Below are 22,251 nucleotides of genomic sequence, written 5' to 3' on the forward strand. Positions count from 1 at the left end.
GCGGCCCAAACCCCGTTGAGGCGGGGGAGGCGCCCGCCTAGCCTGCCCCCCATGACCGAGATCGAGATCACCTCCCTCGCCCGCCGCCCCGAACTGGCCGGCCGGCTGTGGGACATGGAGGACTCCTGGCCGGAGTTCGCCCGGCACGACTCCGTGGCCTGGCTGCTCTACCCGCGCCTGGTCGCGGAGTTCCCGGAGTACGTGTTCATCGCCACCGACGGCGACGAGGTGGTGGCCCGGGCCTTCAGCGTGCCCTTCGCGCTGCACGCCGCCGACCGCGGCGGGGTGCTGCCCGCCCAGGGCTGGGACCGGGTCCTGATGTGGGCCTTCTCCGACCGGCGGCGCGGGATCCGGCCGGACACGGTCAGCGCCCTGGAGATCTCCGTCGCCGCCGGCCGGCAGGGGCAGGGGCTCTCCGGGCGGATGCTGGCCGTGATGCGCGAGGGCGCCCGGGCCGCCGGCTTCACGGAGGTCGTGGCCCCGGTCCGGCCCAACGGCAAGCCCGCCGAGCCCGAGACCCCGATGTCCGAGTACGCGTACCGCACCCGCGAGGACGGCCTCCCCTGCGACCCGTGGCTGCGGGTCCACGTGCGGGCGGGGGCCGTCATCGACTCCGTGGCCCCGCTGTCGATGACCGTCACCGGCTCCCTCGCCCAGTGGCGGGAGTGGACCGGCCTGCCCTTCGACGAGGCCGGCCAGGTCCGCGTCCCGGGCGCGCTGAGCCTCGTCCGCTGCGAGCCGGAGCACGACTACGCCGTCTACGTCGAGCCCAACGTCTGGGTCCGCCACCCCCTGGAGCCGGCGCCCGCGGCCTGATCCGCACCACCCGGCCCGCCGACACGGCCGGCCCTGGCGGGAAATGCCGAGATCCTCGGCTTCTACGCCCGCCCCGACGGCTGGGGCACCGGCGTCGCGGCCGCCCTGGTGGCCGTGACGCCGGAACGGCTGCGCGCGGACCGCGCGACTTCGGCGACGGGCGCCCCCTTGAACAGGTCGAATACGAGCGGGAGTGTGGAGGGGGCGGACACCGGAAGGCCTTTGCATAAACCTGCATAGCTACGTATAGTCATGCCATCGAGGAGGAGGGTCCGATGGTGGTACGTGTAGCGGTGGCCGGAGCGAGCGGGTACGCGGGCGGCGAGGTCCTGCGCCTGCTCCTGTCCCACCCCGAGGTGGAGATCGGCGCGCTGACCGGACACTCCAACGCCGGCCAGCTCCTCGGCTCCCTGCAGCCGCACCTGGTGCCGCTCGCGGGCCGGACCCTGGAGCCCACCACGGCCGAGGCCCTCGCCGGCCACGACGTCGTCTTCCTCGCTCTGCCGCACGGGCAGTCCGCCGCCGTCGCGGCCCGGCTCGGCGACGAGGTGCTCGTCGTCGACATGGGCGCCGACCACCGGCTCAAGGACTCCGCAGACTGGGACCGCTTCTACGGCGCCCCGCACGCCGGGACCTGGCCCTACGGCCTCCCCGAGCTCCCGGGCGCCCGCGCGGCACTCGCCGGCACCCGGCGCATCGCCGTGCCGGGCTGCTTCCCCACCGCCGTCTCGCTCGCGCTCTACCCCGCCTACCAGGCCCGGCTCGCCGAGCCCGAGGCCGTGGTCGTCGCCGCCACCGGCACCTCCGGCGCGGGCAAGGCCCTCAAGCCGCACCTGCTGGGCTCCGAGGCCATGGGCACCGTGACCCCCTACGGCGTCGGCGGCGTCCACCGCCACACCCCCGAGATGGTGCAGAACCTCTCCCCGCTCGCGGGCGAGCGGGTCTGCGTCTCCTTCACCCCGAACCTCGTGCCCATGCCGCGCGGCATCCTCGCCACCTGCTCGGCCAAGGCCCGCCCCGGCACCACCGCGGAATCACTGCGCGCCGCCTACGAGAAGGCGTACGCGGACGAGACCTTCGTCCGGCTGCTCCCCGAGGGCGTGTGGCCGACCACCAAGGCGGTGTACGGCTCCAACTCCGTCCACCTCCAGGTCGCGTACGACGAGTCGGCCCGCAGGGTCGTCGCCATCAGCGCGATCGACAACCTGACCAAGGGCACCGCCGGCGGCGCGGTGCAGAGCATGAACATCGCCCTCGGCCTCCCCGAGGCGACGGGACTTTCCACGATCGGAGTCGCACCGTGAGCGTCACGGCAGCACAGGGATTCACGGCGGCGGGCATCGCCGCCGGGATCAAGGCGAACGGCAACCCCGACCTGGCCCTCGTGGTCAACAACGGGCCGCGACTGGCCGCCGCCGGCGTCTTCACCTCCAACCGCGTCAAGGCCGCGCCGGTCCGCTGGTCCGAGCAGGTCCTGCGCGGCGGCGCCGTCAGCGCCGTCGTCCTCAACTCCGGCGGCGCCAACGCCTGCACCGGCCCCAAGGGCTTCCAGGACACCCACGCCACCGCCGAGAAGGTCGCGGCCACCCTCAACGAGCACGGTCTCGGCGGCGAGCACAACGCCGGCGAGATCGCCGTCGCCTCCACCGGCCTGATCGGCGTCCTGCTCCCCATGGACAAGCTGCTGCCGGGCATCGAGACGGCCGCGGCGGCCCTCTCCGCCGACGGCGGCGAGGCCGCGGCCATCGCCATCAAGACCACCGACACCGTGCACAAGACGGCCACCGCCACCCGGGACGGCTGGACCGTCGGCGGCATGGCCAAGGGCGCGGGCATGCTCGCCCCGGGCCTGGCCACCATGCTCGTCGTCCTCACCACCGACGCCGACCTCGACGGCGCCACCCTGGACAAGGCGCTGCGCGACGCCACCCGCACCACCTTCGACCGGGTCGACTCCGACGGCTGCATGTCCACCAACGACACGGTGCTGCTGCTCGCCTCCGGCGCCTCCGGGCAGGTCCCGGCGTACCAGGACTTCGCCGCGGCCGTCCGGACCGTCTGCGACGACCTGGCCCGCCAGCTCATCGGCGACGCCGAGGGCGCCAGCAAGGACATCCGCATCGAGGTGGTCGGCGCGGCCAGCGAGGACGACGCGGTCGAGGTCGGCCGGTCCATCGCCCGCAACAACCTGCTCAAGTGCGCCATCCACGGCGAGGACCCGAACTGGGGCCGGGTGCTCTCCGCCATCGGCACCACGAAGGCGGCCTTCGACCCGGACCGCCTCAACGTCGCCATCAACGGCGTCTGGGTCTGCCGCAACGGCTCGGTCGGCGAGGACCGCGACCTGGTCTCGATGAAGGAGCGCGAGGTGCACATCACCGCCGACCTGTCGAGCGGCACCGAGTCGGCCGTCATCTGGGCCAACGACCTGACGGCCGAGTACGTCCACGAGAACAGCGCGTACTCGTCGTGAGCGCCGCGAGGAAGCACACCGCGCTGCCCAAGGCGGAGATCCTCATCGAGGCCCTGCCCTGGCTCACCCGCCACAACGGCAAGATCGTCGTCATCAAGTTCGGCGGCAACGCCATGGTCGACGAGGAGCTGAAGGCGGCCTTCGCCCAGGACGTGGTCTTCCTGCGCCAGGCCGGCCTCAAGCCGGTCGTGGTCCACGGCGGAGGCCCGCAGATCAAGGCCCAGCTCGCCAAGGAAGGCCTGGTCAGCGAGTTCAAGGCGGGCCTGCGCGTCACCACGCCCGAGGCGATGGACATCGTGCGCATGGTGCTGGCCGGGCAGGTCCAGCGCGAACTGGTCGGGCTGCTCAACCAGCACGGCCCGCTCGCCGTCGGCCTGACCGGCGAGGACGCCCACACCATCACCGCCACCCAGCACAAGCCGGAGATCGAGGGCGAGCTCGTCGACATCGGCCGGGTCGGGGAGATCACCTCCATCGACACCGGCGCGATCGAGGCGCTCCTCGCGGACGGCCGGATCCCGGTCATCTCCTCCATCGCCCGCAGCGCCGACGACGGCCACGTCTACAACATCAACGCCGACACCGCGGCCGCCGCCCTGGCCGCCGCGCTCGGCGCCGAGACGCTGATGGTCCTCACCGACGTCGAGGGCCTCTACGCGGACTGGCCGCACAGCGACGAGGTCATCAGCCGGCTCACGGTCGGCGAGCTGGAGAAGCTGCTGCCCGAGCTGTCCAGCGGCATGGTGCCCAAGATGGAGGGCTGCCTGCACGCCGTGCGGGGCGGGGTCCCCACGGCCCGCGTCCTCGACGGACGCGTCCAGCACTCGATCCTGCTGGAGATCTTCACCGACCAGGGCATCGGCACCATGGTCGTGCCCGATCCACAGCCCGCGACGCAAGAGCCCGACACACGGCAAGGGGGAGCGCAGTGACGCACAACGAGGAGTACGCCGCCCGCTGGAAGGGCGCGCTCACCGACAACTACGGCACCCCGGCCGTGGCCCTCGTGCGCGGCGAGGGGGCCCAGGTCTGGGACGCCGACGGCAGGCAGTACACCGACTACGTCGGCGGCATCGCGGTCAACGCCCTCGGCCACGCCCACCCGGCGATCGTCGAGGCCGTCACCACGCAGGTGAAGACCCTCGGCCACGTCTCCAACCTCTTCTCCTCCGAGCCGGTCATCGCCCTCGGCGAGCGGCTGCTCCAGCTGTTCGGCCGCGAGGGCCGGGTCTTCTTCTGCAACTCCGGCACAGAGGCGGTCGAGGCCGTCTTCAAGATCGGTCGGCTCACCGGCCGGACCCGCATGGTCGCCACCGACGGCGGCTTCCACGGCCGGACCATGGGCGCCCTCGCGCTCACCGGCCAGCCGAAGAAGCAGGCCCCGTTCCTCCCGCTGCCCGGCGAGGTCACCCACGTCCCCTACGGCGACGTCGAGGCCCTGCGGGCCGCCGTCACCGAGGAGACCGCCCTCGTCCTCATCGAGCCGATCCAGGGCGAGAACGGCGTCGTCGTCCCGCCCGCCGGCTACCTGACGGCCGCCCGCGAGATCACCCGGGCCACCGGGACCCTGCTCGCCCTCGACGAGGTCCAGACCGGCATCGGCCGCTGCGGCACCTGGTTCGAGTACCAGCAGCACGAGGGCGTCGAGCCCGACCTGGTCACCCTCGCCAAGGGCCTCGGCGGCGGCCTGCCCATCGGCGCCGTCGCCGCCTTCGGCCCGACGGCCGGGCTGCTGCGGCCGGGCCAGCACGGCACCACCTTCGGCGGGAACCCGGTCGCCTGCGCCGCCGGCCTCGCGGTGATCGACACCATCGCCACCGACGGACTGCTCGACCGGGTCAAGGCCCGGGGCGAGCGGCTGCGCTCCGGAATCGAATCCTCCGGTCACCGGCTGGTCTCCCACGTCCGCGGCTCGGGCCTGTTGCTGGGTATCGTGCTGACGGAGCCCCTTGCACCGCAGGTGCAGCAGGCGGCTCAGCAGGCCGGATTCCTGGTCAACGCGCCCGCCCCCGACGTCGTACGGCTGATGCCCCCGTTCGTCATCACCGAGGCCGAGGTCGACGCGTTCGTCCGGGCACTTCCCGGCATCCTCGACGAAGCGGGACGATCCGGAGAATGAGACGACGATGAGCCAGGCGCAGGAACACGAGCAGAACGGCGGCCCCTCCGTTCCGCAGACCCGCACCGCCCGCCACCGCCGGATCGTGGACATCCTCAACCGGCAGCCGGTCCGCTCCCAGAGCCAGCTGGCCAAACTGCTCGCCGACGACGGGCTGAGCGTCACCCAGGCGACGCTCTCCCGCGACCTCGACGAGCTGGGCGCGGTGAAGATCCGCAACACCGGCGGCGAGCTGATCTACGCGGTCCCCAGCGAGGGCGGCTTCCGCACCCCGCAGGCCCCCCTCGGCGAATCGGCCAAGGAGGAGCGCATGCGGCGCCTCTCCGGCGAACTGCTGATCTCGGCCGAGGCCTCCGCGAACCTCGTGGTCCTGCGCACCCCGCCGGGAGCCGCGCAGTTCCTCGCCTCGGCCATCGACCAGGCCGAACTGCACGCGGTCCTCGGCACCATCGCCGGCGACGACACCCTGATGCTCATCAGCCGCGACCCCTCGGGCGGCCAGGCCCTGGCCGACCACATGCTGCGCCTGGCGCAGAAGGAGGGCTAGCACGCCGTCGGGCCCGGTCCCTAGTACCGGGTCACGGCCAGCGGGCCGTCCTGCGTGCCGATGGCGATGTGCGGGGAGCGGCGCGGGTTCGCCCAGCGCAGCAGCTCGCGCATCGCCCCCCGCGGCACGGAGACGCAGCCCGCCGTCGCGCCCCTGCCGTCCACGTGCAGGAAGATGCCCGCGCCCCGGCCGCGCACCGGGTGCTCGTAGTTGAAGCCGATGACCAGGGCGTGCGCGTACTGGGTCCCGTACGCCGCCAGGTGCTCGGACTCGCCCGGCGCGCAGTCGGCGGGCAGCGGCTCCGTCCAGCGGTTGTAGCTGCCGGAGGCGTTGTCCTGGCACCACCACGAACGGTCCGTCACCCGCCGGTAGGCGTACTCCGTCCCGGCCGGCGCGTGCGCGGTGCCGAAGGCGTACGGAAGGTCGTACAGGCCGGTCGGGGTGGTGTTCGTGCCCTGGACCCGGGCGGTCCCCCCGGTCAGGCCGTTGGCGCCGAACCGCGCGGGCGCGCGCCCGGCCTCGTACCAGCGGCCCGCCCGCCGGTCCCACCAGGTCAGCAGACCCGTGGTGGAGCCCGGCGCGGGCGCGACGGCGGTGATCAGCTGACTGCCGCCGCCGGTGTCGGCGAGGCGGGCGGGCAGCGGACCGGGCCCGTACGGCCACGGCCCCGCGAGGAGCAGCGAGCCGGCGATCAGAGCGTTGCGCAGCACGCGTCAGACGGTACGGGCCGGCCGGGACGGGAGCGGGGCGGCCGGGCCGTGGTCACCCGATCCGACGAGCCCGCCCGCACCGTCAGGCCCAGGGGGAGCGGTACAGCCGCAGCTCGTGGGAGCCCAGCTGCTCCGCGGCCCGCGCCAGCAGCCCGCCCAGCTCCGCGCGCTGCGCCTCGCCCTCGTCCAGGGTGGACAGCCAGTTCCATGCGGCCACCCGCTCCCGCGCACGTCGGCGCGTTCCGGGGTCGGGGTCCGTCAGCAGGGCCACCGACGCCCGCAGTTCGGCGCTCCCGCCCCGGCCGTGCAGCAGCCGGAAGGCGGCCCGGCGGGTGTGCGGGCGCCACTGCGGCCCGGTCAGGGCGGCCAGTACCGCGGGGTCCAGCCGCTCGGCCGCCGGGAGCAGGTGCAGCGCGGCCTCGCGGGCCGTCGACGCCGACGGGTCCTCCAGCAGGGCCAGCAGCACCGGGGTCTCGACGCGGGCGCCCCGCCGGCGCAGCGCCGCCAGGGCGGCGCCCCGGACCGGGCCCTCGGGGTGCTCCAGCAGGCCGCGCAGCAGCGGGGTGTCCTGCGGCCCGGCCACCTCGGCGAAGCCGGTCACCGCGTACCGGCCGACCCGCCCGGGGCCCGTGAGCAGCGCGAGGTAGTGCTCGTACGGGTCGCCGCCGCCCTGGCGCAGCAGCCAGCGGGCGCAGGCGCGTACGGACCCCGCCGGGTCGGCGAGGTACCGGTCGGCCTCCGCCGCCCGACCGGCCCGGCGCAGGGCGGTGACCCCGGCGGCCCGCACCGCCGGGAGGCGCGAGCCGAGGAGGGCGTCGACGGCCCCCTCGTCCGGCCCGCCGGCGGCCAGCGCCGCCAGCGCGGCGTCGGTCCACATCCGGCCGGTCGCCGTATCGCGCTCGGCGGCGGCCCGCCGGGCGAGCTCTCCCGCGCCGTACCGCCCCCCGGCGAGGGCCACCCGGGCGGCGAAGCGGCGGGTAGGCCGGTCGGCGCTCCCCGCCAGGCGCTCCAGCATGTCGTCGCGCTGCCGGACGGTCAGCGAGTTCCGGCTCCAGGTCGTCGAGGGCAGCCCGGGGCGCCACCACGCGGCGAGCAGGGAGTACCGGCCGGCGAGGGCGGCCTCCAACTGCTCCACCGCCCAGGCGCCGTGCGCGCGTCCGCCCAGTCGCAGGGCGAGCGGGGTGAGTGCGGTCAGCACGAGGGAGGGATCGTCGGCCACCGGCCGGTTCAGCGCCCTGAGGGCCCGGTCCCGGGTGCGGACGGGGTGGTGGGCCACCACCCGGCCCAGCACCCTGCGGGCGCGCTCCCGTACCTGGGGGACCCGGTCGGCGCACCGGATCAGGACGAGCTGGGCCGGCGGGTTGCGCCACGCGGCCAGCGCGGCCGCGCGGATCCGCCCGTCGGGGTGGCACAGCCGCGCCTCCAGCCGGGTGACGGGCGCCCCCGGGAAGCGCTGGAGGCGGCGCATCTCCGCGTCGAAGGCGATCCAGGCCTCCGGCCCGTTCCCGAGGAGCCGGCCGGCCACCGGGACGGTGTCCCCCCGCATCAGCCCCCCGGCCGCGCTCCGCCCCCGGGCCGCGTGTTCGGCCGCACTCCACATATGCCCTCCCCGGCTGGATCCGCCCCCGATGGTAGGCGGCCGCTCGGGGCCCCGCCTGCGATATACGGCCTGGTCAGCGCAGTGGACGGGTCACGCGATTGACGAAACATACGGAGCAATGCATAGTTATGCCTGCTCGTGTCGTGGACCGCCGCGCTTCGCGACCCCGCCTGAATCGTTTGACGCTGTACCGGGACGGCCTCCCCGCGACCTCCGCGGCGGGGAGGCCGTCCACTTCCACCCTCATGAGGAGCAGTAGCTGTGAGCAGCAACAACGGTGACGTCCGGCTCTGGGGCGGCCGGTTCGCCGACGGCCCTTCGGAGGCCCTCGCGAAGCTGTCCGCGTCGGTCCACTTCGACTGGCGCCTGGCGCCCTACGACATCGCCGGCTCGCGCGCCCATGCCCGCGTGCTGGCCAAGGCGGGCCTGCTCACGCCCGAGGAGCTCGACCGCATGGTGGAGGGCCTCGACCGGCTGGAGGCCGACGTGGCCGACGGCTCCTTCGTCGGGACCGTCGCCGACGAGGACGTCCACACCGCGCTGGAGCGGGGCCTGCTGGAGCGGCTCGGCCCCGACCTCGGCGGCAAGCTGCGGGCCGGACGCTCGCGCAACGACCAGGTGGCCACCCTCTTCCGGATGTACCTGCGCGACCACGCGCGGACCATCGGCGGCCTGATCGCCGACCTCCAGGACGCGCTGGTCGGCCTGGCCGAGTCGCACCCGGACGTGGCGATGCCGGGCCGGACCCACCTCCAGCACGCGCAGCCGGTCCTCTTCGCCCACCACGTGTTGGCCCACGTGCAGTCCCTGTCCCGGGACGCCGAGCGGCTGCGGCAGTGGGACACCCGCACGGCCGTCTCCCCGTACGGCTCGGGCGCCCTGGCCGGCTCCTCGCTCGGCCTGGACCCGGAGGCGGTCGCCGCCGACCTGGGCTTCGAGCGAGGCTCGGTCGGCAACTCGATCGACGGCACGGCCTCGCGCGACTTCGTCGCCGAGTTCGCCTTCGTCGCCGCGATGATCGGGATCAACCTGTCCCGGATCGCCGAGGAGATCATCCTGTGGAACACGAAGGAGTTCTCCTTCGTCACCCTCCACGACGCCTTCTCCACCGGCTCCTCGATCATGCCGCAGAAGAAGAACCCGGACATCGCGGAGCTGGCGCGCGGCAAGTCGGGCCGCCTCATCGGGAACCTGACGGGCCTGCTGGCCACGCTCAAGGCGCTGCCGCTGGCCTACAACCGGGACCTCCAGGAGGACAAGGAGCCCGTCTTCGACTCCTGCGACACCCTGGAGGTCCTGCTGCCGGCCTTCACCGGGATGATGGCCACCCTCACGGTCAACCGCGAGCGCATGGAGGAGCTGGCCCCGGCGGGCTTCTCCCTCGCGACCGACATCGCCGAGTGGCTGGTCAAGCAGGGCGTGCCCTTCCGGGTGGCGCACGAGGTCGCCGGCGAGTGCGTCAAGGTCTGCGAGGCCGAGGGCATCGAGCTCGACGAGCTCACCGACGCCCAGTTCGCGAAGATCTCGGAGCACCTGACCCCCGAGGTCCGCACCGTCCTCAACGTCCCCGGGGCCCTGGCCTCCCGCAACGGCCGCGGCGGCACCGCCCCCTCGGCGGTGGCCGTCCAGCTCACCGAGCTCAAGGCGGACCTGGTCATCCAGCACGCCTGGGCGATCCACAAGCAGTAGCCGACCCGCCCGCAGGGGCGGTGCGCACCCGCTCGGGCGCGTACCGCCCCTGCGGCGCTTCCGGGGGCGGCCCGGGGTCAGCCGATCAACCCCTCGGCCCAGTCCGCCAGGGCGTCGAAGTCCGCCCGGGCCAGACCGATCCGCTCGTCCACGCGCATGAGCAGCGCGTGCGCCGGGTGGTGCTGCGCGACGTACTCGCGGTCCAGGGCGGTGATGTCGTCGTCGATCCAGGCGAAGGGGCGCGCGCCCGCGTACTCCAGGACGTACTGCGTCTTCCAGAAGGTGCCGCGCGGCGCCCGGCCGTGCATCACCGGCCAGTCGATGTACGGCAGCCGGGGCAGGCCCAGGGGCGGCCCTATCCAGTCGTTGGCCTCGTCCTTCCAGGTGGTGGCCCAGACGAGCTCGTACGCGTCCGACAGGGCGAGCAGCTCGGCCCCGTGGCCGTGGTGGAGCCAGACCCGCAGCGGCTTGCCGTCCGTGAAGCCCGTGGGCCGCATCCGGTGGGTGGTGTAGCCCTCCGGGCGGCGCTCGGGCTGGGCCGCGTACGGGTTCAGGGGCCCGTCGACATCGATCAGCAGCAGTGGCTTCATGTGCGCACCCTTCCTTCCCGGCCGCCCCTCCGGCAGCCTGTTTTTCCTCCGAGTGAGACATTGGCGTCTCATTTGAGGTATGGTTGTCTCATGGCCATGGATCGTGACCAGGTGCTGCGCGACGCGGCGGCCCTGCTCTCCCGCAAGTCGACCGCGACGATGGACGAGGTGGCCCGCGCCGCCGGAATCGGCCGGGCGACCCTCCACCGGCACTTCGCCGGGCGCGACGCCCTCGTGCGGGCCCTCGAGGACTTCGGCATCCGCCGGTTCGAGATCGCCTTCGACCGGGCCCGCCTCGACGAGGGCACGGCCGTGGAGGCCCTGCGCCGCCTCGTCGCCGAAACCGAGACCGACGCCCAGCTGCTGGCCTTCCTCGTCACCGAGAACCAGCTGTTCGAGGGCGACCAGGTCAACGAGGGCTGGGCCCGCCTCGACGCGCGCGTCGGCGCGCTCTTCCGGCGCGGCCAGCAGGAGGGCGACATCCGGATCGACCTGAGCCCGGCCTGGCTCACCGAGGCCCTCTACGGCCTCATCGGCACCTGCGCCTGGGCCGTCATGGACGGCCGGGTCGCGGCCAAGGACTTCCAATACATGATCATCGAGCTGCTGCTCGGTGGCGCACGACGGAGCGTGGAGTGATGACCGGAACCGAACAGCTGGACCGCCGGACGGGAGCGGAGGGGAAGAGCCGCGGACGCTGGCTGGCGCTCTCCGTGCTCGTCCTGGCCGTGCTGCTGGTCGCGGTCGACGCCACCGTACTCGGCCTCGCCACGCCCTCCCTCAGCGAGGACCTCAAGCCGTCCGGCACCCAGCTGCTGTGGATCGGCGACATCTACTCCTTCGTCATCGCCGGCCTGCTCGTCTCCATGGGCTCCCTCGGCGACCGCATCGGCCGCAAGAAGCTCCTGCTGCTCGGCGCCACCGCCTTCGGCGCCGTCTCCGTCCTGAACGCCTACGCCACCAGCCCCGAGATGATGATCGTGGCCCGGGCCCTGCTCGGCGTAGCCGGCGCGACCCTGATGCCGTCCACCCTCGCGCTCATCCGCAACATCTTCCACGACCCCAGGGAGCGCAGCCTCGCCATCGGCATCTGGGGCGCCACCGCCTCCGCCGGCGCGGCCGTCGGACCGGTCGTCGGCGGGGCCCTGCTCCAGCACTTCTGGTGGGGCTCGGTCTTCCTCATCAACCTGCCCGTGATGGCCGTCCTGGTCCTCGTCGGCATCAAGCTGCTGCCCGAGTCCCGCAACCCCGTCGCCGGCCCCTGGGACCTGTTCAGCGTGGCCCTCTCCCTGGTCGGCGTCATCGGCGTGGTCTACGCGGTCAAGGAAGTCGCCACCCACGGCCCGACCTGGGGCGTCGGAGCCGCCGCCGTCCTCGGCGCCGGCTGCCTGTACGGCTTCGTGCGCCGCCAGTTCACCCTGGCCTCGCCGCTGCTCGACATGCGGCTCTTCAAGCACCGCGGGTTCTCCGGCGCCGTCCTCGCCGACCTGCTGACCGTCTTCGGCCTCTCCGGGCTGGTCTTCTTCCTGTCCCAGTTCCTCCAGCTGGTCCAGGGCCGCGACCCCCTGGAGGCCGGCCTGGCCGAACTGCCCGCCGCCATCGGCGCCGTCTTCACCGGCCTCGTCGCCGGCCGGTACGCCCGCCGGTACTCGGTGCGGGTCATCGTGTCCGGCGGTCTGGCCGCCATCGGCGTGGCCCTGGCCGCCCTCACCCTGATCCACCCGGACAGCGGCTACCCGCTGCTCGGCGCGGCCCTGCTCGGCGTCGGCCTCGGCGCGGGCTTCTCCTTCACGGTCACCGCCGACGTGATCCTCTCCAGCGTGCCCAAGGAGCAGGCCGGCTCGGCCTCGGCCGTCTCGGAGACCGCCTACGAACTGGGTGCCGCCCTCGGCATCGCCCTGCTCGGCTCCATCGTCACGGGCGTCTACCAGAGCTTCACCGCCCCGCAGACGGTCCCCGCCGCGGTGGCCGACGCGGCCCACGAGTCCCTCGGCGGGGCCGTCGAAGCCGCCAAGGCCCTGGACCCGCAGACCGCCCACACCATGGTCGGCGCGGCCCAGGAGGCCTTCGTGGACGGGCTGCGGCTCGCCTCCGGCGTCGGCGCGGCCGTCCTCCTCGCCACCGCCGCGGCGGCCTGGTTCCTGCTGAAGGGCCAGGAGCTCCAGGACGGCGCCGAGCACTGACCCGGCGCCAGGGAGCGCTGCCCCGCGCGGAGTTGACAGTCCGTCGGCACCCGGGACACCATCCCGGCGATGGAGATCACCGACCTGACCCCCGCCGAACGCCGCGTATGGGACGCCTTCCCGCGCGGCGAAGGCGTCGACTTCCGCGAGGGCCCCGGGGAGGACGCCTCCGACGGACACGGCTGGGGGGAGGAGCGGACCGTCCGCGCCGACGTGCTCGCCGCCCTCCTGCTCGGCCGCCCCGCCGCGGCCGGGCAGGTCGCCGAGCTCAACGTCAAGGGCGCCCGCGTCACCGGCAAGCTCAACCTCAAGTACGCCGCCGTCGAGCACGCGATCCGGCTGCGCGGCTGCTGGTTCGAGCGCAAACCCCAGCTGTACGGCGCCCGGCTGCGCGCCGTCAGCCTCTCGCAGTCGGCGCTGCCCGGACTCACCGCCTCCACCGTCAGCGTCGACCTCGCCCTCCGGCTGAGCGGCTGCCGCGTCTCCGGGCCCGTCCGCCTCGCCGGAGCCCGGATCGCGGGAGGCCTCTTCCTCCAGGACGCGGTGATCCGGCCCGCCGCCCGCGCGGAGCCCGACGCCGACGCCGAAGAACACGACGAGCCCCCGCTCCAGCTCAACCACTCCGAGATAGGGGCCGACGTCGTCGCCGACGGGCTCACCGTCCACGGCCAGCTCCGCGTCAACGGCGCCACGATCGCCGGACAGATCAGCCTCGACCGGGCCAGGCTCCTCGCCCCCGGGGGGATCGCCCTGCACGCCGAGACGGTCTCCGTCGGAACCGACCTGCGCGGCCACCGGCTGGAGGCCGAGGGGATGGTCAACCTCACCGGCGCCCGCGTCCCCGGCCAGCTGATGCTCACCCGCGCCCGGCTGGCCAACCCCGGCGGGGTGGCCCTGCGCGCCAGCAGCTGCGCCATAGGGGAGCTGTGGCTGCGCAAGTGCCCGCCCATCGACGGCATCGTCAACCTGCGCCGCAGCCAGCTGGACATGCTCTACGCCGAACCGGACACCTGGCCGCCGGTGGTCCGCACCGAGGGGCTCGGCTACCGGGTGCTGCACCCGCTCCTGCCCGCCGAGCAGCGGCTGCCGCTGCTGGAACGCGAGGAGTCCGGCTACCTCCCGCACGCCTACGAGCAGCTCGCCGCCGCCTACCGCACCGTCGGTGACGAGGCGGCCGCTCGCAGCGTCCAGCTCGCCAAGCTCCGCCGGCACCGGCACACGCTGCCCCGGCACGCCCGCCTGTGGGGGCTGCTCCAGGACGCCACCGTCGGCTACGGCTTCCGGCCGCTGCGCGCGGCGGGCTGGCTCCTGCTGCTCGTCCTGACCGGCTGGATCGCGTACGGGCTGCACCACCCCAGGCCGCTGAAGCCGGGGGAGGCCCCCGACTTCAACCCGCTCTTCTACACCATCGACCTGCTGCTGCCGATCATCGGCTTCGGCCAGGAGGAGGCCTTCGCGCCGGGCGGCTGGTACCAGTGGCTGTCGTACCTGCTGGTCGTGACCGGCTGGATCCTCGCCACCACCACGGCGGCGGGCGTCAGCCGGTCACTCCAGCGACAGTAGGCAGGGGGCTCAGGCCGCCTTCGCCTTGGTCGCGTACATGTCGACGTACTCCTGGCCCGACAGCCGCATGACCTCGGCCATCACCGAGTCGGTGACCGCGCGCAGCACGTACCGGTCGCGGTCCATGCCCTCGTAGCGGGAGAACTCCATCGCCTCGCCGAAGCGGATGGTGACCCGGCCCGGGCGGGGCATGCCCTTGCCGCCGGGCTGGAGCTTGTCCGTGCCGATCATCGCGAACGGGACCACGGGGGCGCCCGTCATCAGGGTGAGGCGGGCGATGCCGGTCCGGCCGCGGTAGAGCCGGCCGTCGGGGGAGCGGGTGCCCTCGGGGTAGATCCCGAAGATCTTGCCCTCCTCCAGGATCCGGCGGCCCGTCATCAGCGCGGCGACGCCGCCGTTCGCGCCGTCCCGGTCCACCGGGATCATGCCGGCGCCGGTGAAGAACCACGCCATCAGCCGGCCCTTGACGCCCTTGCCCGTCACGTACTCGTCCTTGCCGATGAAGTGGACCGTGCGGTCGCACACCAGCGGCAGGATCATCGAGTCGATGAAGGTCAGGTGATTGCCCGCCAGGATCACCGGGCCGGTGCCCGGAATGTTCTCCAGCCCCTCCACCCTGGTGCGGAACATCAGGCGCATGGCCGATCCGACAGTGGCTTTGATGAGCGCGGTACGGAACAACGTGAGCCCTCCGGCATCGAAAAGCGGTTTTCGCACCACACGGCGGTAGTGCAGGTGAGGACGATACTCGCGGGTCACCCCTGATCGCACATCGGGTTCACGAGGTGGATACGCGGTGTTGACGTGTGTTTCCGCCATGTTCCGCGCGACCCCACCCACCCGCCATCCCCCTTGCCTACCATCGGCTCGCCGATTTCCAAAAGAAGCCGAGCGATTTCCAACCGAATCCGAACAAGGAGTGGCACTGATGACGCAAGGTGGGACAGCCCGGCGCACCGTCCTGGGAGCCGCGGTCCTCGCGGCCGGAACCGGGATCGGGACCCTCTCCGCCGGAACCGCCTCCGCCGCCGAGGCCCGGCACGGCGAGGGCGGCTACCGGGACCTCCCCGTCCCCCTGATCATCGGCCACCGCGGCTCCAGCGGCTACCGGCCCGAACACACCCTCGGCTCCTACCAGCTCGCCCTCGACCTCGGCGCCGACGTCATCGAGCAGGACCTCGTGCCCACCAAGGACGGCCACCTCGTCTGCCGCCACGAGAACGAGATCGGCGGCACCACCGACGTCGCCGACCACCCCGAGTTCACCGGCCGGCGCACCACCAAGACCGTCGACGGGGTCTCCGTCACCGGCTGGTTCACCGAGGACTTCACCCTCGCCGAGCTGCGCACCCTGCGCGCCAAGGAGCGCATTCCGGCCATCCGGCAGCGCAACACCCTCTACGACGGCCGCTGGCCCGTCCCCACCTTCGAAGAGGTGCTGCGCTGGGCCGACCGCGAGGGCAAGCGGCGCGGCCGGCGGGTCTGGCTGCACGTCGAGACCAAGCACCCCACCTACTTCCGGGGCCTCGGCCTCGGCCTGGAGGAGCCGCTGGCCGCCCTGCTGCGCCGCTACGGCCGCGACGGCCGGGACGCCGCCGTCTTCCTCCAGTCCTTCGAGCCCTCCAGCATCCAGCGGCTCTCCCGCCTGGTGTCCGCCCCGCGCGTGGTGCTGCTCTCCGCCGCGAACACCCGGCCCTGGGACTTCGAGACGGCCAAGGACCCCCGCACCGTCGCCGACCTGGTCAAGCCCGAGGGCCTGAAGTGGATCGCCGGCTTCGCCCAGGGCATCGGCCCCACCCTGGACCTCATCGTCCCGCGCGACGCGGAGGGCAGGCTCGGCACCCCGACCACCCTGGTGCGCGACGCCCACGCCCGGGGCCTCGTCCTGCACCCGTACACGGCCCGCAACGAGAACAGCTTCCTGCCGGCCGAGTACCGCAAGGGCACCGACCCCACCGCCTACGGGGACGCCTTCGGCGCCTTCAAGCGCTACTTCGAGCTCGGCATCGACGCCGTCTTCACCGACAACCCCGACACCGGACTCCTCGCCGCCGAGGCCTTCCGCCCCGGACGCGGCGTCAACCGCTAGACCCCCGTCCCCGTACGGGTGGGCCGGGCCCGGCGGGGAAACCGCCCGGCCCGGCCGCCGCGTCCCGCCCGGCATGGACCTGCGACGTGAACCGGAACTGATCGAGGAGCTGCGCCCGCTGCTCTCCGCCGAAGCGGCCGCCGAGGCCCCCGCCGCCGGGCTGGACGCCGCCGACCTGGAACAGGCCGTCTGGGTCAGGCTGCTGGAGCAGGGCCCGCCCGGCCCCGGCCCCGACCCCGGCGGCCGGGCCCGCTGGCTGCGCCGGGCGGTGCGGGCCGAGGCCCGGCTCGCCCGCAGGCGGGCGCGGCGCGAGATCCCGTGCGGGGCCGCCCGCGCGGACACGGCCGACGAACCCGAACGCGCCCTGCTGCACGGGGAGCAGAACCGCGCCCTCCGATCGGCGGTCGCCCGATTGCCCGGACGCTGCCCCGAGCTGGTGGCCGCACTTCTCTCGCCCAGGGACCTCACCTACCGTGAAATCGCAGGAGAGTTGGGTATCTCACAAGGAAGTTTAGGGCCGGTACGTTCCCGTTGCCTGGGATGTCTGCGCAGAATGCTCGCCGGAGAGGTTGCGGCTCCTGGCCCGTGGGGAAAGGAGCGGTAGACCAGAGAGCTACCGGTGAGCGGGAGGCATGCGCACATGGGCATGAGCGTGACCATTTCGGCGGCGGCCGCCGAAGACGCCGAGCAGATCTTCAAGCTGCAGTACCTGGCGTTCCAGAGGGAGGCCGAGCTGTACGGCAACTGGCTCATCCAGCCGCTCACCCAGTCCCTGGACTCCCTGAAGGAAGAGCTCGCCAAGGACACCGTCCTGGTGGCCCGGCTCGGCGACGAGGTCGTCGGCACGGTGCGCGGCAGCCTCGGCGAGGACGGCACGGCCAGCATCGCCAAGCTGTGCGTACACCCCCGCCTCCAGGGCCACGGCCTCGGCGCCCGGCTGCTGCGCGCGGTCGAGGAGGCCCTCGCCGGCCACGCCGGCACCACCCGCTTCCGGCTGCACACCGGCCACAAGAGCGAGTCGAACCTGCGGCTCTACCGCAAGGCCGGCTACGCGAAGGTCGGCAACCGCACCGCCTCCGACGGCGTGCACCTGGTGATCCTGGAGAAGGACGCCGAGGTCCCCGCCGACTACACCGTCAGCGCCTGATCCCAGGCGCCCCGACCCGGCGCGCGGGGCCTAGCGCTTCGCGCGCAGCCACAGCATCCCGGTGACCGGCAGGATCACCGGGATGAACAGGTAGCCCATCCCGAAGTCCGACCACACCGTCGCGTCGGGGAAGGCCTCGGGCCGGATCAGCGTCCAGGTCCCGACGGCCAGTACGCCCGCGAGCTCGGCGCCGCAGCACACCAGTGCCGCCCGCCGGGCCCGGTCGCCGCCGCGCACGAGCGAGTACGTGATGAAGGCGTAGACCAGGGCGGCCGCCGCCGACAGCGAGTAGGCCAGCGGCGCCCGGTCGAACTCACTGGAGATCTGGTACGCCGAGCGCGAGACCGCGCCCACCACCATGACCCCGTAGAGCCACACCAGCAGCAGCCCCGGCCCGGACACCAGCCGCTTGCGCCCGCCGGCCGCGTTCCCGGCGCCGGTCTCGGTCTCGGTCGTAGTGTCAGGCACCGGCGGATCCCCAGATGTCGTAGAGGCGCACCTCGAGCACGGCGAGGACGACCGCGCCCGCGGCCACCGTCACCGAACCCCACTTGGTGCGCTCGGTCAGCGAGAGCAGCCCGGCGGCCGGGACCGCCGCGAAGGCGCCCACCAGGTAGGCCACGAAGAGCACCGCGCCCTGTTCGGGCTTCTCGCCCCGGCCCAGCTGGACCACGCCGACCACCAGCTGGGCCAGGGCCAGCAGGGTCACCACGGCCATGCCGATGAAGTGCCAGTCCTTGGTCGGCTGGTCCCGCCAGACGGCGTGGCCGCACCAGGCGGCGAGGGCGAGGGCGGCCACGCCGAGGGCGGCCGTCAGGGCGTCGAGCATGCAGCGAGGGTATTACGGGCCCGGAGGGCGCCCGCGCACGGGGCGCCGCCGGGGCCCCGGCCGTGGCCTTGGCCACAGCGGGCACCCCCGGCCGGCCCCGCGCGCGGGCGCCGCCGGGACCCCGCCCGCCCGTGTCGCGCCTGGCCGGGAGCGCTCCCGCACCCCTCGGGGCGGGGTGTCGGGGAAGACCGCTCCCGTCCGGAATGCGACCGGAATCCGTCCGCTATGCGGACAATGTTGATCGGTGAGTCGGCATGTCTGCTTTACTGGGCCCATGACCACGACGAGCAGCCGCACCCTTGCGACCGAGGCGACGATGACGCCCGGTGCTCGTTGTATGTGTCGAATGTGCGCCTTCTGAGGGCCCCTTCCCCCGCGGTCTCGCGCCCCGAAGCGAGACGAGGCGAGCCGCTCCGCCGTCCAGGTCACCGCTGACCTCCGGTCCGGACCACTCCAGCCCCGCGCACGTGTCGACACGCTTCCCTTGTGACGGTTCGACCCGTATCGCGTCCCCAGATGTTTGCCCCGTGCACGGTCCCGCACGCCGTGCACTCGACAGCGACGGAATTCCTGTGATCACCACATCGGGCCTCACGAAGGTCTACCAGTCCCGTGGCCGCGAGGTCACCGCCCTGGACGGCGTCGACCTCCACGTCCGCGAGGGCGAGGTCTACGGAGTCATCGGCCAGAGCGGCGCCGGCAAGTCCTCCCTCATCCGCTGCGTGAACCTGCTGGAACGCCCCACCACCGGCACCGTGAGCGTCGACGGCGTCGAGCTCACCGCCCTCGCCGGCCGCGGCCGGCGCGCCGGCAAGGAGCTCCGCGAGGCCCGCAGCCGCATCGGCATGGTCTTCCAGCACTTCAACCTGCTGTCCTCGCGGACCGTGCAGGCCAACATCGAGCTCCCCCTGGAGATCCTCGGCGTCGACCGCCGCGAGCGCTCCCGCAAGGCCCTGGAACTCCTCGACCTCGTCGGCCTCGCCGACAAGGCCAAGGCCTACCCCACCCAGCTCTCCGGCGGCCAGAAGCAGCGCGTCGGCATCGCCCGCGCCCTGGCCGGCGACCCCAAGGTGCTCCTCTCCGACGAGGCCACCAGCGCCCTCGACCCCGAGACCACCCGCTCCATCCTCCAGCTCCTGCGCGACCTCAACCGGCAGCTCGGCCTCACCGTCCTGCTCATCACGCACGAGATGGACGTCGTCAAGAGCATCTGCGACTCCGCCGCCCTCATGAAGAAGGGCCGCATCATCGAGTCCGGCACCGTCGCCGAGCTCCTCGCCACCCCCGGCTCCGAGCTCGCCGCCGAACTCTTCCCGGTCAGCGGCACCGCCACCGGCCCGGAACGCACGGTCGTCGACGTCACCTTCCACGGGGAGGCCGCCACCCAGCCGGTCGTCTCCCAGCTGGCCCGCACGTACAACATCGACATCTCGATCCTCGGCGCCGCGATGGACACCGTCGCCGGCCGCCAGATCGGCCGCATGCGCATCGAACTGCCCGGCCGCTACGAGGACAACGTCGTACCCGTCGGCTTCCTGCGCGAGCAGGGCCTCCAGGTCGACGTCGTGGACGGGACGGACGAGATCGACAACGAACTGGCCGAACTGGTCAAGGATGGTGCCAAGTGACCTGGTCCGAGATGCAGCCCCTGCTCACCCAGGGCACCTACGACACCCTCTACATGGTCCTGTGGTCCACCGTGGTGACCGTTCTCGGCGGACTGCCCCTCGGCATCCTCCTCGTCCTCACCGACAAGGGCGGCCTCCTGCGGAACCAGCCGCTCAACAAGGCCCTCGGCGTGATCGTGAACATAGGCCGCTCGCTGCCGTTCATCATCCTGCTGATCGCCCTGATCCCGGTCACCACCGCCGTCGTCGGCACCTTCATCGGCCCCACCGCCATGATCGTCCCGCTCGCCATCGGCGCCATCCCCTTCTTCGCCCGGCTCGTCGAGACCGCCGTCCGCGAGGTCGACCACGGCCTGATCGAAGCCGTCGAGTCCATGGGCGGCGGCATCCCCACCCTCGTCGGCAAGGTCCTGCTCCCGCAGGCCCTGCCCTCCCTGGTCGCCGCCGTCACCACCACCGTCATCACCCTGGTCGGCTACTCGGCCATGGCCGGCGCCGTCGGCGGCGAAGGACTCGGCTCCAAGGCCATCACCTACGGCTTCCAGCGCTTCGAGACCGGATTCATGGTCGCCACGGTCGTGGTCCTGATCGCCCTCGTCACCGTGATCCAGCTGATCGGCGACGGCGTGGTGCGCGTCCTCGCCTGCCGCGGCCGGACCGCCTGAGCCCCTCCCGGGCCACCCCCAAGACTCCCCACCGGAGAAAGCCCGCACTTGTCGTGCCTGGGCCACCACCAGCGGGTCCGCACCCCGGACCCGCACCCGCAAGAAAGGCACTCTTCGTGCGTAAGAACATCAAGCTCACCGCCTTCGCCGCCGCCTCCGCCGCGCTCGCCCTCGGCCTCACCGCCTGCGGCAGCTCCTCGGACCCGTCCTCCACCAGCGCCGACGGCGGCAAGGCCGACGAGAGCAAGCCCCTCGTCATCGCGGCCTCCCCGAGCCCGCACGCCGACATCCTGAACTTCGTCAAGGACAAGCTCGCGGCCAAGGAGGGCCTCAAGCTGGAGGTGAAGGAGTTCACGGACTACGTCCTGCCCAACACCGCCACCGAGCAGGGCCAGGTCGACGGCAACTACTTCCAGCACAAGCCGTACCTCGACGACTTCAACAAGAAGAACGGCACCCACATCGTGCCCGTCGTCAACGTGCACCTGGAGCCCCTCGGCCTCTACTCCAAGAAGGTCAAGGCCCTCACCGACATCAAGGCCGGCCAGACCGTCGCCGTCCCCAACGACACCACCAACGAGGGCCGCGCCCTCCAGCTGCTCGCCGCGAACAACCTGATCACCCTCAAGGAAGGCGTCGGGACCAGCGCCAAGCTCTCCGACATCACCGACAAGAAGGGCCTGGAGTTCAAGGAGCTGGAGGCCGCCACCGTCCCGCGCGCCCTGAACGACGTCGACGCCGCCGTCATCAACGGCAACTACGCCCTCGAGGCCAACCTCTCGCCCGCCAAGGACGCCCTGGTCCTGGAGAAGGCCGAGGGCAACCCGTACGCCAACTTCCTGGCGGTCAAGGACGGCAGGCAGAACGACGCGCGCATCCAGAAGCTCGCCAAGCTCCTGAACTCCGACGAGGTCAAGAAGTTCATCGAGGAGAAGTACCAGGGATCGGTCGTCCCGGCCTTCGGCACCCCGGCCCGCTAGGGAACCCGCGGAGAGTTCCCCCTATGATCCACATTGAAATTTGTTGATGTTGATCAAAAGGGGGAACTCACGGTGCGCAACCGCATGGCCAAAATCGCCGCCGTCGCCGCAGCTCCGCTGCTCGCCGCCACGCTCGGCGCCGGAACCGCCCACGCCGGATACGGCGCGGGAGAGATCCGGTTCAACGGCGGCTTCTGCCTCGACGTCTCCGGCGGCAACTTCGTCGTCGGCCAGAAGGTCCAGATCTGGGGCTGCAACGGCACCTCCGCCCAGCAGTGGTGGCTGAAGGCGCAGGACGCCACCCACTTCCAGATCCAGGCGGCCCAGACCTACGACCCCCAGGGCCGCCTCCTGTGCGTGAACAACTGGGAGGGCGGCGACACCACCGGCAACCACATGCGCCTCTACCCCTGCGCCACCGGCTCCGCAGGCGACACCCAGTTCAACTTCGTCTACGCGGGCAACGGCCGGCAGATTCAGCCGCGCGTCGCCTCCACCAACTGCGTCAACTCATGGGGCGGCCTCTCCCAGGGCGCCGAGGCGCGCCTGTACCCCTGCTCCCACGGCGTCGAAGAGGACATCGTCTCCTACCCGTCGATCACCTGACCCCGCCGCACCCGCCA

The 22,251-nt window shown here is 72.8% G+C and carries 23 protein-coding genes; 17 read left to right on the forward strand and 6 right to left on the reverse strand.

What is annotated here, in order from left to right; genetic code table 11:
* Positions 1–51 precede the first annotated feature (51 nt).
* The 6 genes from ACIRBY_RS34580 to ACIRBY_RS34605 all read left to right on the forward strand — a co-directional run bounded on the left by ACIRBY_RS34580 (position 52) and on the right by ACIRBY_RS34605 (position 5,955).
* Positions 52–816, forward strand: coding sequence for an N-acetyltransferase (locus ACIRBY_RS34580; protein ID WP_403908236.1), 765 nt, complete (start codon positions 52–54; stop codon positions 814–816).
* A gap of 275 nt (positions 817–1,091) precedes the next feature.
* The gene (gene argC / locus ACIRBY_RS34585) at positions 1,092–2,120 is read left to right on the forward strand and encodes an N-acetyl-gamma-glutamyl-phosphate reductase (protein WP_403908238.1); all 1,029 of its coding nucleotides are present in this window, start codon (positions 1,092–1,094) and stop codon (positions 2,118–2,120) included.
* Positions 2,117–3,289, forward strand: a complete 1,173-nt coding sequence (gene argJ / locus ACIRBY_RS34590; RefSeq protein WP_403908240.1) for a bifunctional glutamate N-acetyltransferase/amino-acid acetyltransferase ArgJ — start codon at positions 2,117–2,119, stop codon at positions 3,287–3,289. Before argC ends, argJ begins: the two co-directional genes overlap by 4 nt.
* Positions 3,286–4,221: an acetylglutamate kinase gene (gene argB, locus ACIRBY_RS34595; protein ID WP_403908242.1), complete on the forward strand. Its 936-nt coding sequence runs from the start codon at positions 3,286–3,288 to the stop codon at positions 4,219–4,221. Before argJ ends, argB begins: the two co-directional genes overlap by 4 nt.
* Positions 4,218–5,408 (forward strand): acetylornithine transaminase, encoded by a 1,191-nt coding sequence (locus ACIRBY_RS34600; RefSeq protein ID WP_403908244.1) that lies wholly within the window; start codon positions 4,218–4,220, stop codon positions 5,406–5,408. The genes argB and ACIRBY_RS34600 overlap by 4 nt, the downstream gene beginning before the upstream one ends.
* Positions 5,409–5,415: 7 nt before the next feature.
* Positions 5,416–5,955 (forward strand): arginine repressor, encoded by a 540-nt coding sequence (locus tag ACIRBY_RS34605; RefSeq protein WP_079425174.1) that lies wholly within the window; start codon positions 5,416–5,418, stop codon positions 5,953–5,955.
* A 20-nt stretch (positions 5,956–5,975) separates the two neighbouring features.
* On the opposite strand, the gene ACIRBY_RS34610 is transcribed toward ACIRBY_RS34605, so the two are convergent.
* Both ACIRBY_RS34610 and ACIRBY_RS34615 read right to left on the reverse strand, forming a co-directional pair.
* A complete protein-coding gene (locus tag ACIRBY_RS34610) occupies positions 5,976–6,662 on the reverse strand; it encodes a L,D-transpeptidase (protein ID WP_403908284.1) in 687 nt (228 codons plus the stop codon).
* 85 nt (positions 6,663–6,747) lie between these two features.
* Positions 6,748–8,265, reverse strand: a complete 1,518-nt coding sequence (locus ACIRBY_RS34615; RefSeq protein ID WP_403908246.1) for a HEAT repeat domain-containing protein — start codon at positions 8,263–8,265, stop codon at positions 6,748–6,750.
* Between the two features lie 261 nt (positions 8,266–8,526).
* Between ACIRBY_RS34615 and argH the strand changes: the two genes are divergently transcribed.
* Positions 8,527–9,954, forward strand: coding sequence for an argininosuccinate lyase (gene argH, locus ACIRBY_RS34620; RefSeq protein ID WP_403908248.1), 1,428 nt, complete (start codon positions 8,527–8,529; stop codon positions 9,952–9,954).
* A gap of 77 nt (positions 9,955–10,031) precedes the next feature.
* Here the strand turns inward: argH and ACIRBY_RS34625 are convergent, their stop codons facing one another.
* Positions 10,032–10,544: a hypothetical protein gene (locus ACIRBY_RS34625; protein ID WP_403908250.1), complete on the reverse strand. Its 513-nt coding sequence runs from the start codon at positions 10,542–10,544 to the stop codon at positions 10,032–10,034.
* 90 nt (positions 10,545–10,634) lie between these two features.
* Here ACIRBY_RS34625 and ACIRBY_RS34630 point away from each other — a divergent pair, with 90 nt between their 5' ends.
* The 3 genes from ACIRBY_RS34630 (at position 10,635) to ACIRBY_RS34640 (ending at position 14,290) form a co-directional block, all read left to right on the forward strand.
* Positions 10,635–11,183 carry a helix-turn-helix domain-containing protein gene (locus ACIRBY_RS34630; RefSeq protein WP_366454330.1) on the forward strand — a complete coding sequence of 183 codons (549 nt, stop codon included), beginning with the start codon at positions 10,635–10,637 and terminating at the stop codon, positions 11,181–11,183.
* Positions 11,183–12,727, forward strand: coding sequence for an MFS transporter (locus tag ACIRBY_RS34635; RefSeq protein ID WP_403908252.1), 1,545 nt, complete (start codon positions 11,183–11,185; stop codon positions 12,725–12,727). The genes ACIRBY_RS34630 and ACIRBY_RS34635 overlap by 1 nt, the downstream gene beginning before the upstream one ends.
* 69 nt (positions 12,728–12,796) lie before the next feature.
* Positions 12,797–14,290: a membrane-associated oxidoreductase gene (locus tag ACIRBY_RS34640; protein WP_403908254.1), complete on the forward strand. Its 1,494-nt coding sequence runs from the start codon at positions 12,797–12,799 to the stop codon at positions 14,288–14,290.
* Between the two features lie 9 nt (positions 14,291–14,299).
* Here the strand turns inward: ACIRBY_RS34640 and ACIRBY_RS34645 are convergent, their stop codons facing one another.
* Positions 14,300–14,929: a lysophospholipid acyltransferase family protein gene (locus ACIRBY_RS34645; protein ID WP_390689250.1), complete on the reverse strand. Its 630-nt coding sequence runs from the start codon at positions 14,927–14,929 to the stop codon at positions 14,300–14,302.
* 289 nt (positions 14,930–15,218) lie between these two features.
* Between ACIRBY_RS34645 and ACIRBY_RS34650 the strand changes: the two genes are divergently transcribed.
* The 3 genes from ACIRBY_RS34650 (at position 15,219) to ACIRBY_RS34660 (ending at position 17,526) form a co-directional block, all read left to right on the forward strand.
* Positions 15,219–16,379 carry a glycerophosphodiester phosphodiesterase gene (locus ACIRBY_RS34650; protein WP_403908256.1) on the forward strand — a complete coding sequence of 387 codons (1,161 nt, stop codon included), beginning with the start codon at positions 15,219–15,221 and terminating at the stop codon, positions 16,377–16,379.
* A 73-nt stretch (positions 16,380–16,452) separates the two neighbouring features.
* Positions 16,453–16,983, forward strand: a complete 531-nt coding sequence (locus tag ACIRBY_RS34655; RefSeq protein WP_403908258.1) for a sigma-70 family RNA polymerase sigma factor — start codon at positions 16,453–16,455, stop codon at positions 16,981–16,983.
* Between the two features lie 36 nt (positions 16,984–17,019).
* Positions 17,020–17,526, forward strand: coding sequence for a GNAT family N-acetyltransferase (locus tag ACIRBY_RS34660; protein WP_366454324.1), 507 nt, complete (start codon positions 17,020–17,022; stop codon positions 17,524–17,526).
* A gap of 30 nt (positions 17,527–17,556) precedes the next feature.
* Here the strand turns inward: ACIRBY_RS34660 and ACIRBY_RS34665 are convergent, their stop codons facing one another.
* Both ACIRBY_RS34665 and ACIRBY_RS34670 read right to left on the reverse strand, forming a co-directional pair.
* Positions 17,557–17,994, reverse strand: coding sequence for a hypothetical protein (locus ACIRBY_RS34665; protein WP_403908260.1), 438 nt, complete (start codon positions 17,992–17,994; stop codon positions 17,557–17,559).
* Entirely contained in the window at positions 17,987–18,355 is a 369-nt protein-coding gene (locus ACIRBY_RS34670) for a hypothetical protein (protein WP_366454322.1), read from the reverse strand. Before ACIRBY_RS34670 ends, ACIRBY_RS34665 begins: the two co-directional genes overlap by 8 nt.
* A 572-nt stretch (positions 18,356–18,927) precedes the next feature.
* Here ACIRBY_RS34670 and ACIRBY_RS34675 point away from each other — a divergent pair.
* From ACIRBY_RS34675 to ACIRBY_RS34690, 4 genes are all read left to right on the forward strand, one after another.
* Positions 18,928–19,983, forward strand: a complete 1,056-nt coding sequence (locus tag ACIRBY_RS34675) for a methionine ABC transporter ATP-binding protein (protein ID WP_403908263.1) — start codon at positions 18,928–18,930, stop codon at positions 19,981–19,983.
* Positions 19,980–20,648 (forward strand): methionine ABC transporter permease, encoded by a 669-nt coding sequence (locus ACIRBY_RS34680; protein ID WP_403908265.1) that lies wholly within the window; start codon positions 19,980–19,982, stop codon positions 20,646–20,648. The genes ACIRBY_RS34675 and ACIRBY_RS34680 overlap by 4 nt, the downstream gene beginning before the upstream one ends.
* A 116-nt stretch (positions 20,649–20,764) precedes the next feature.
* Positions 20,765–21,628, forward strand: coding sequence for a MetQ/NlpA family ABC transporter substrate-binding protein (locus ACIRBY_RS34685; protein WP_403908266.1), 864 nt, complete (start codon positions 20,765–20,767; stop codon positions 21,626–21,628).
* Between the two features lie 84 nt (positions 21,629–21,712).
* Positions 21,713–22,234 (forward strand): RICIN domain-containing protein, encoded by a 522-nt coding sequence (locus ACIRBY_RS34690; RefSeq protein ID WP_403908268.1) that lies wholly within the window; start codon positions 21,713–21,715, stop codon positions 22,232–22,234.
* Positions 22,235–22,251: the final 17 nt, after the last annotated feature.

The organism is Streptomyces sp. NPDC096136 (assembly GCF_044763325.1).
Classification (GTDB): Bacteria; Actinomycetota; Actinomycetes; order Streptomycetales; family Streptomycetaceae; genus Streptomyces.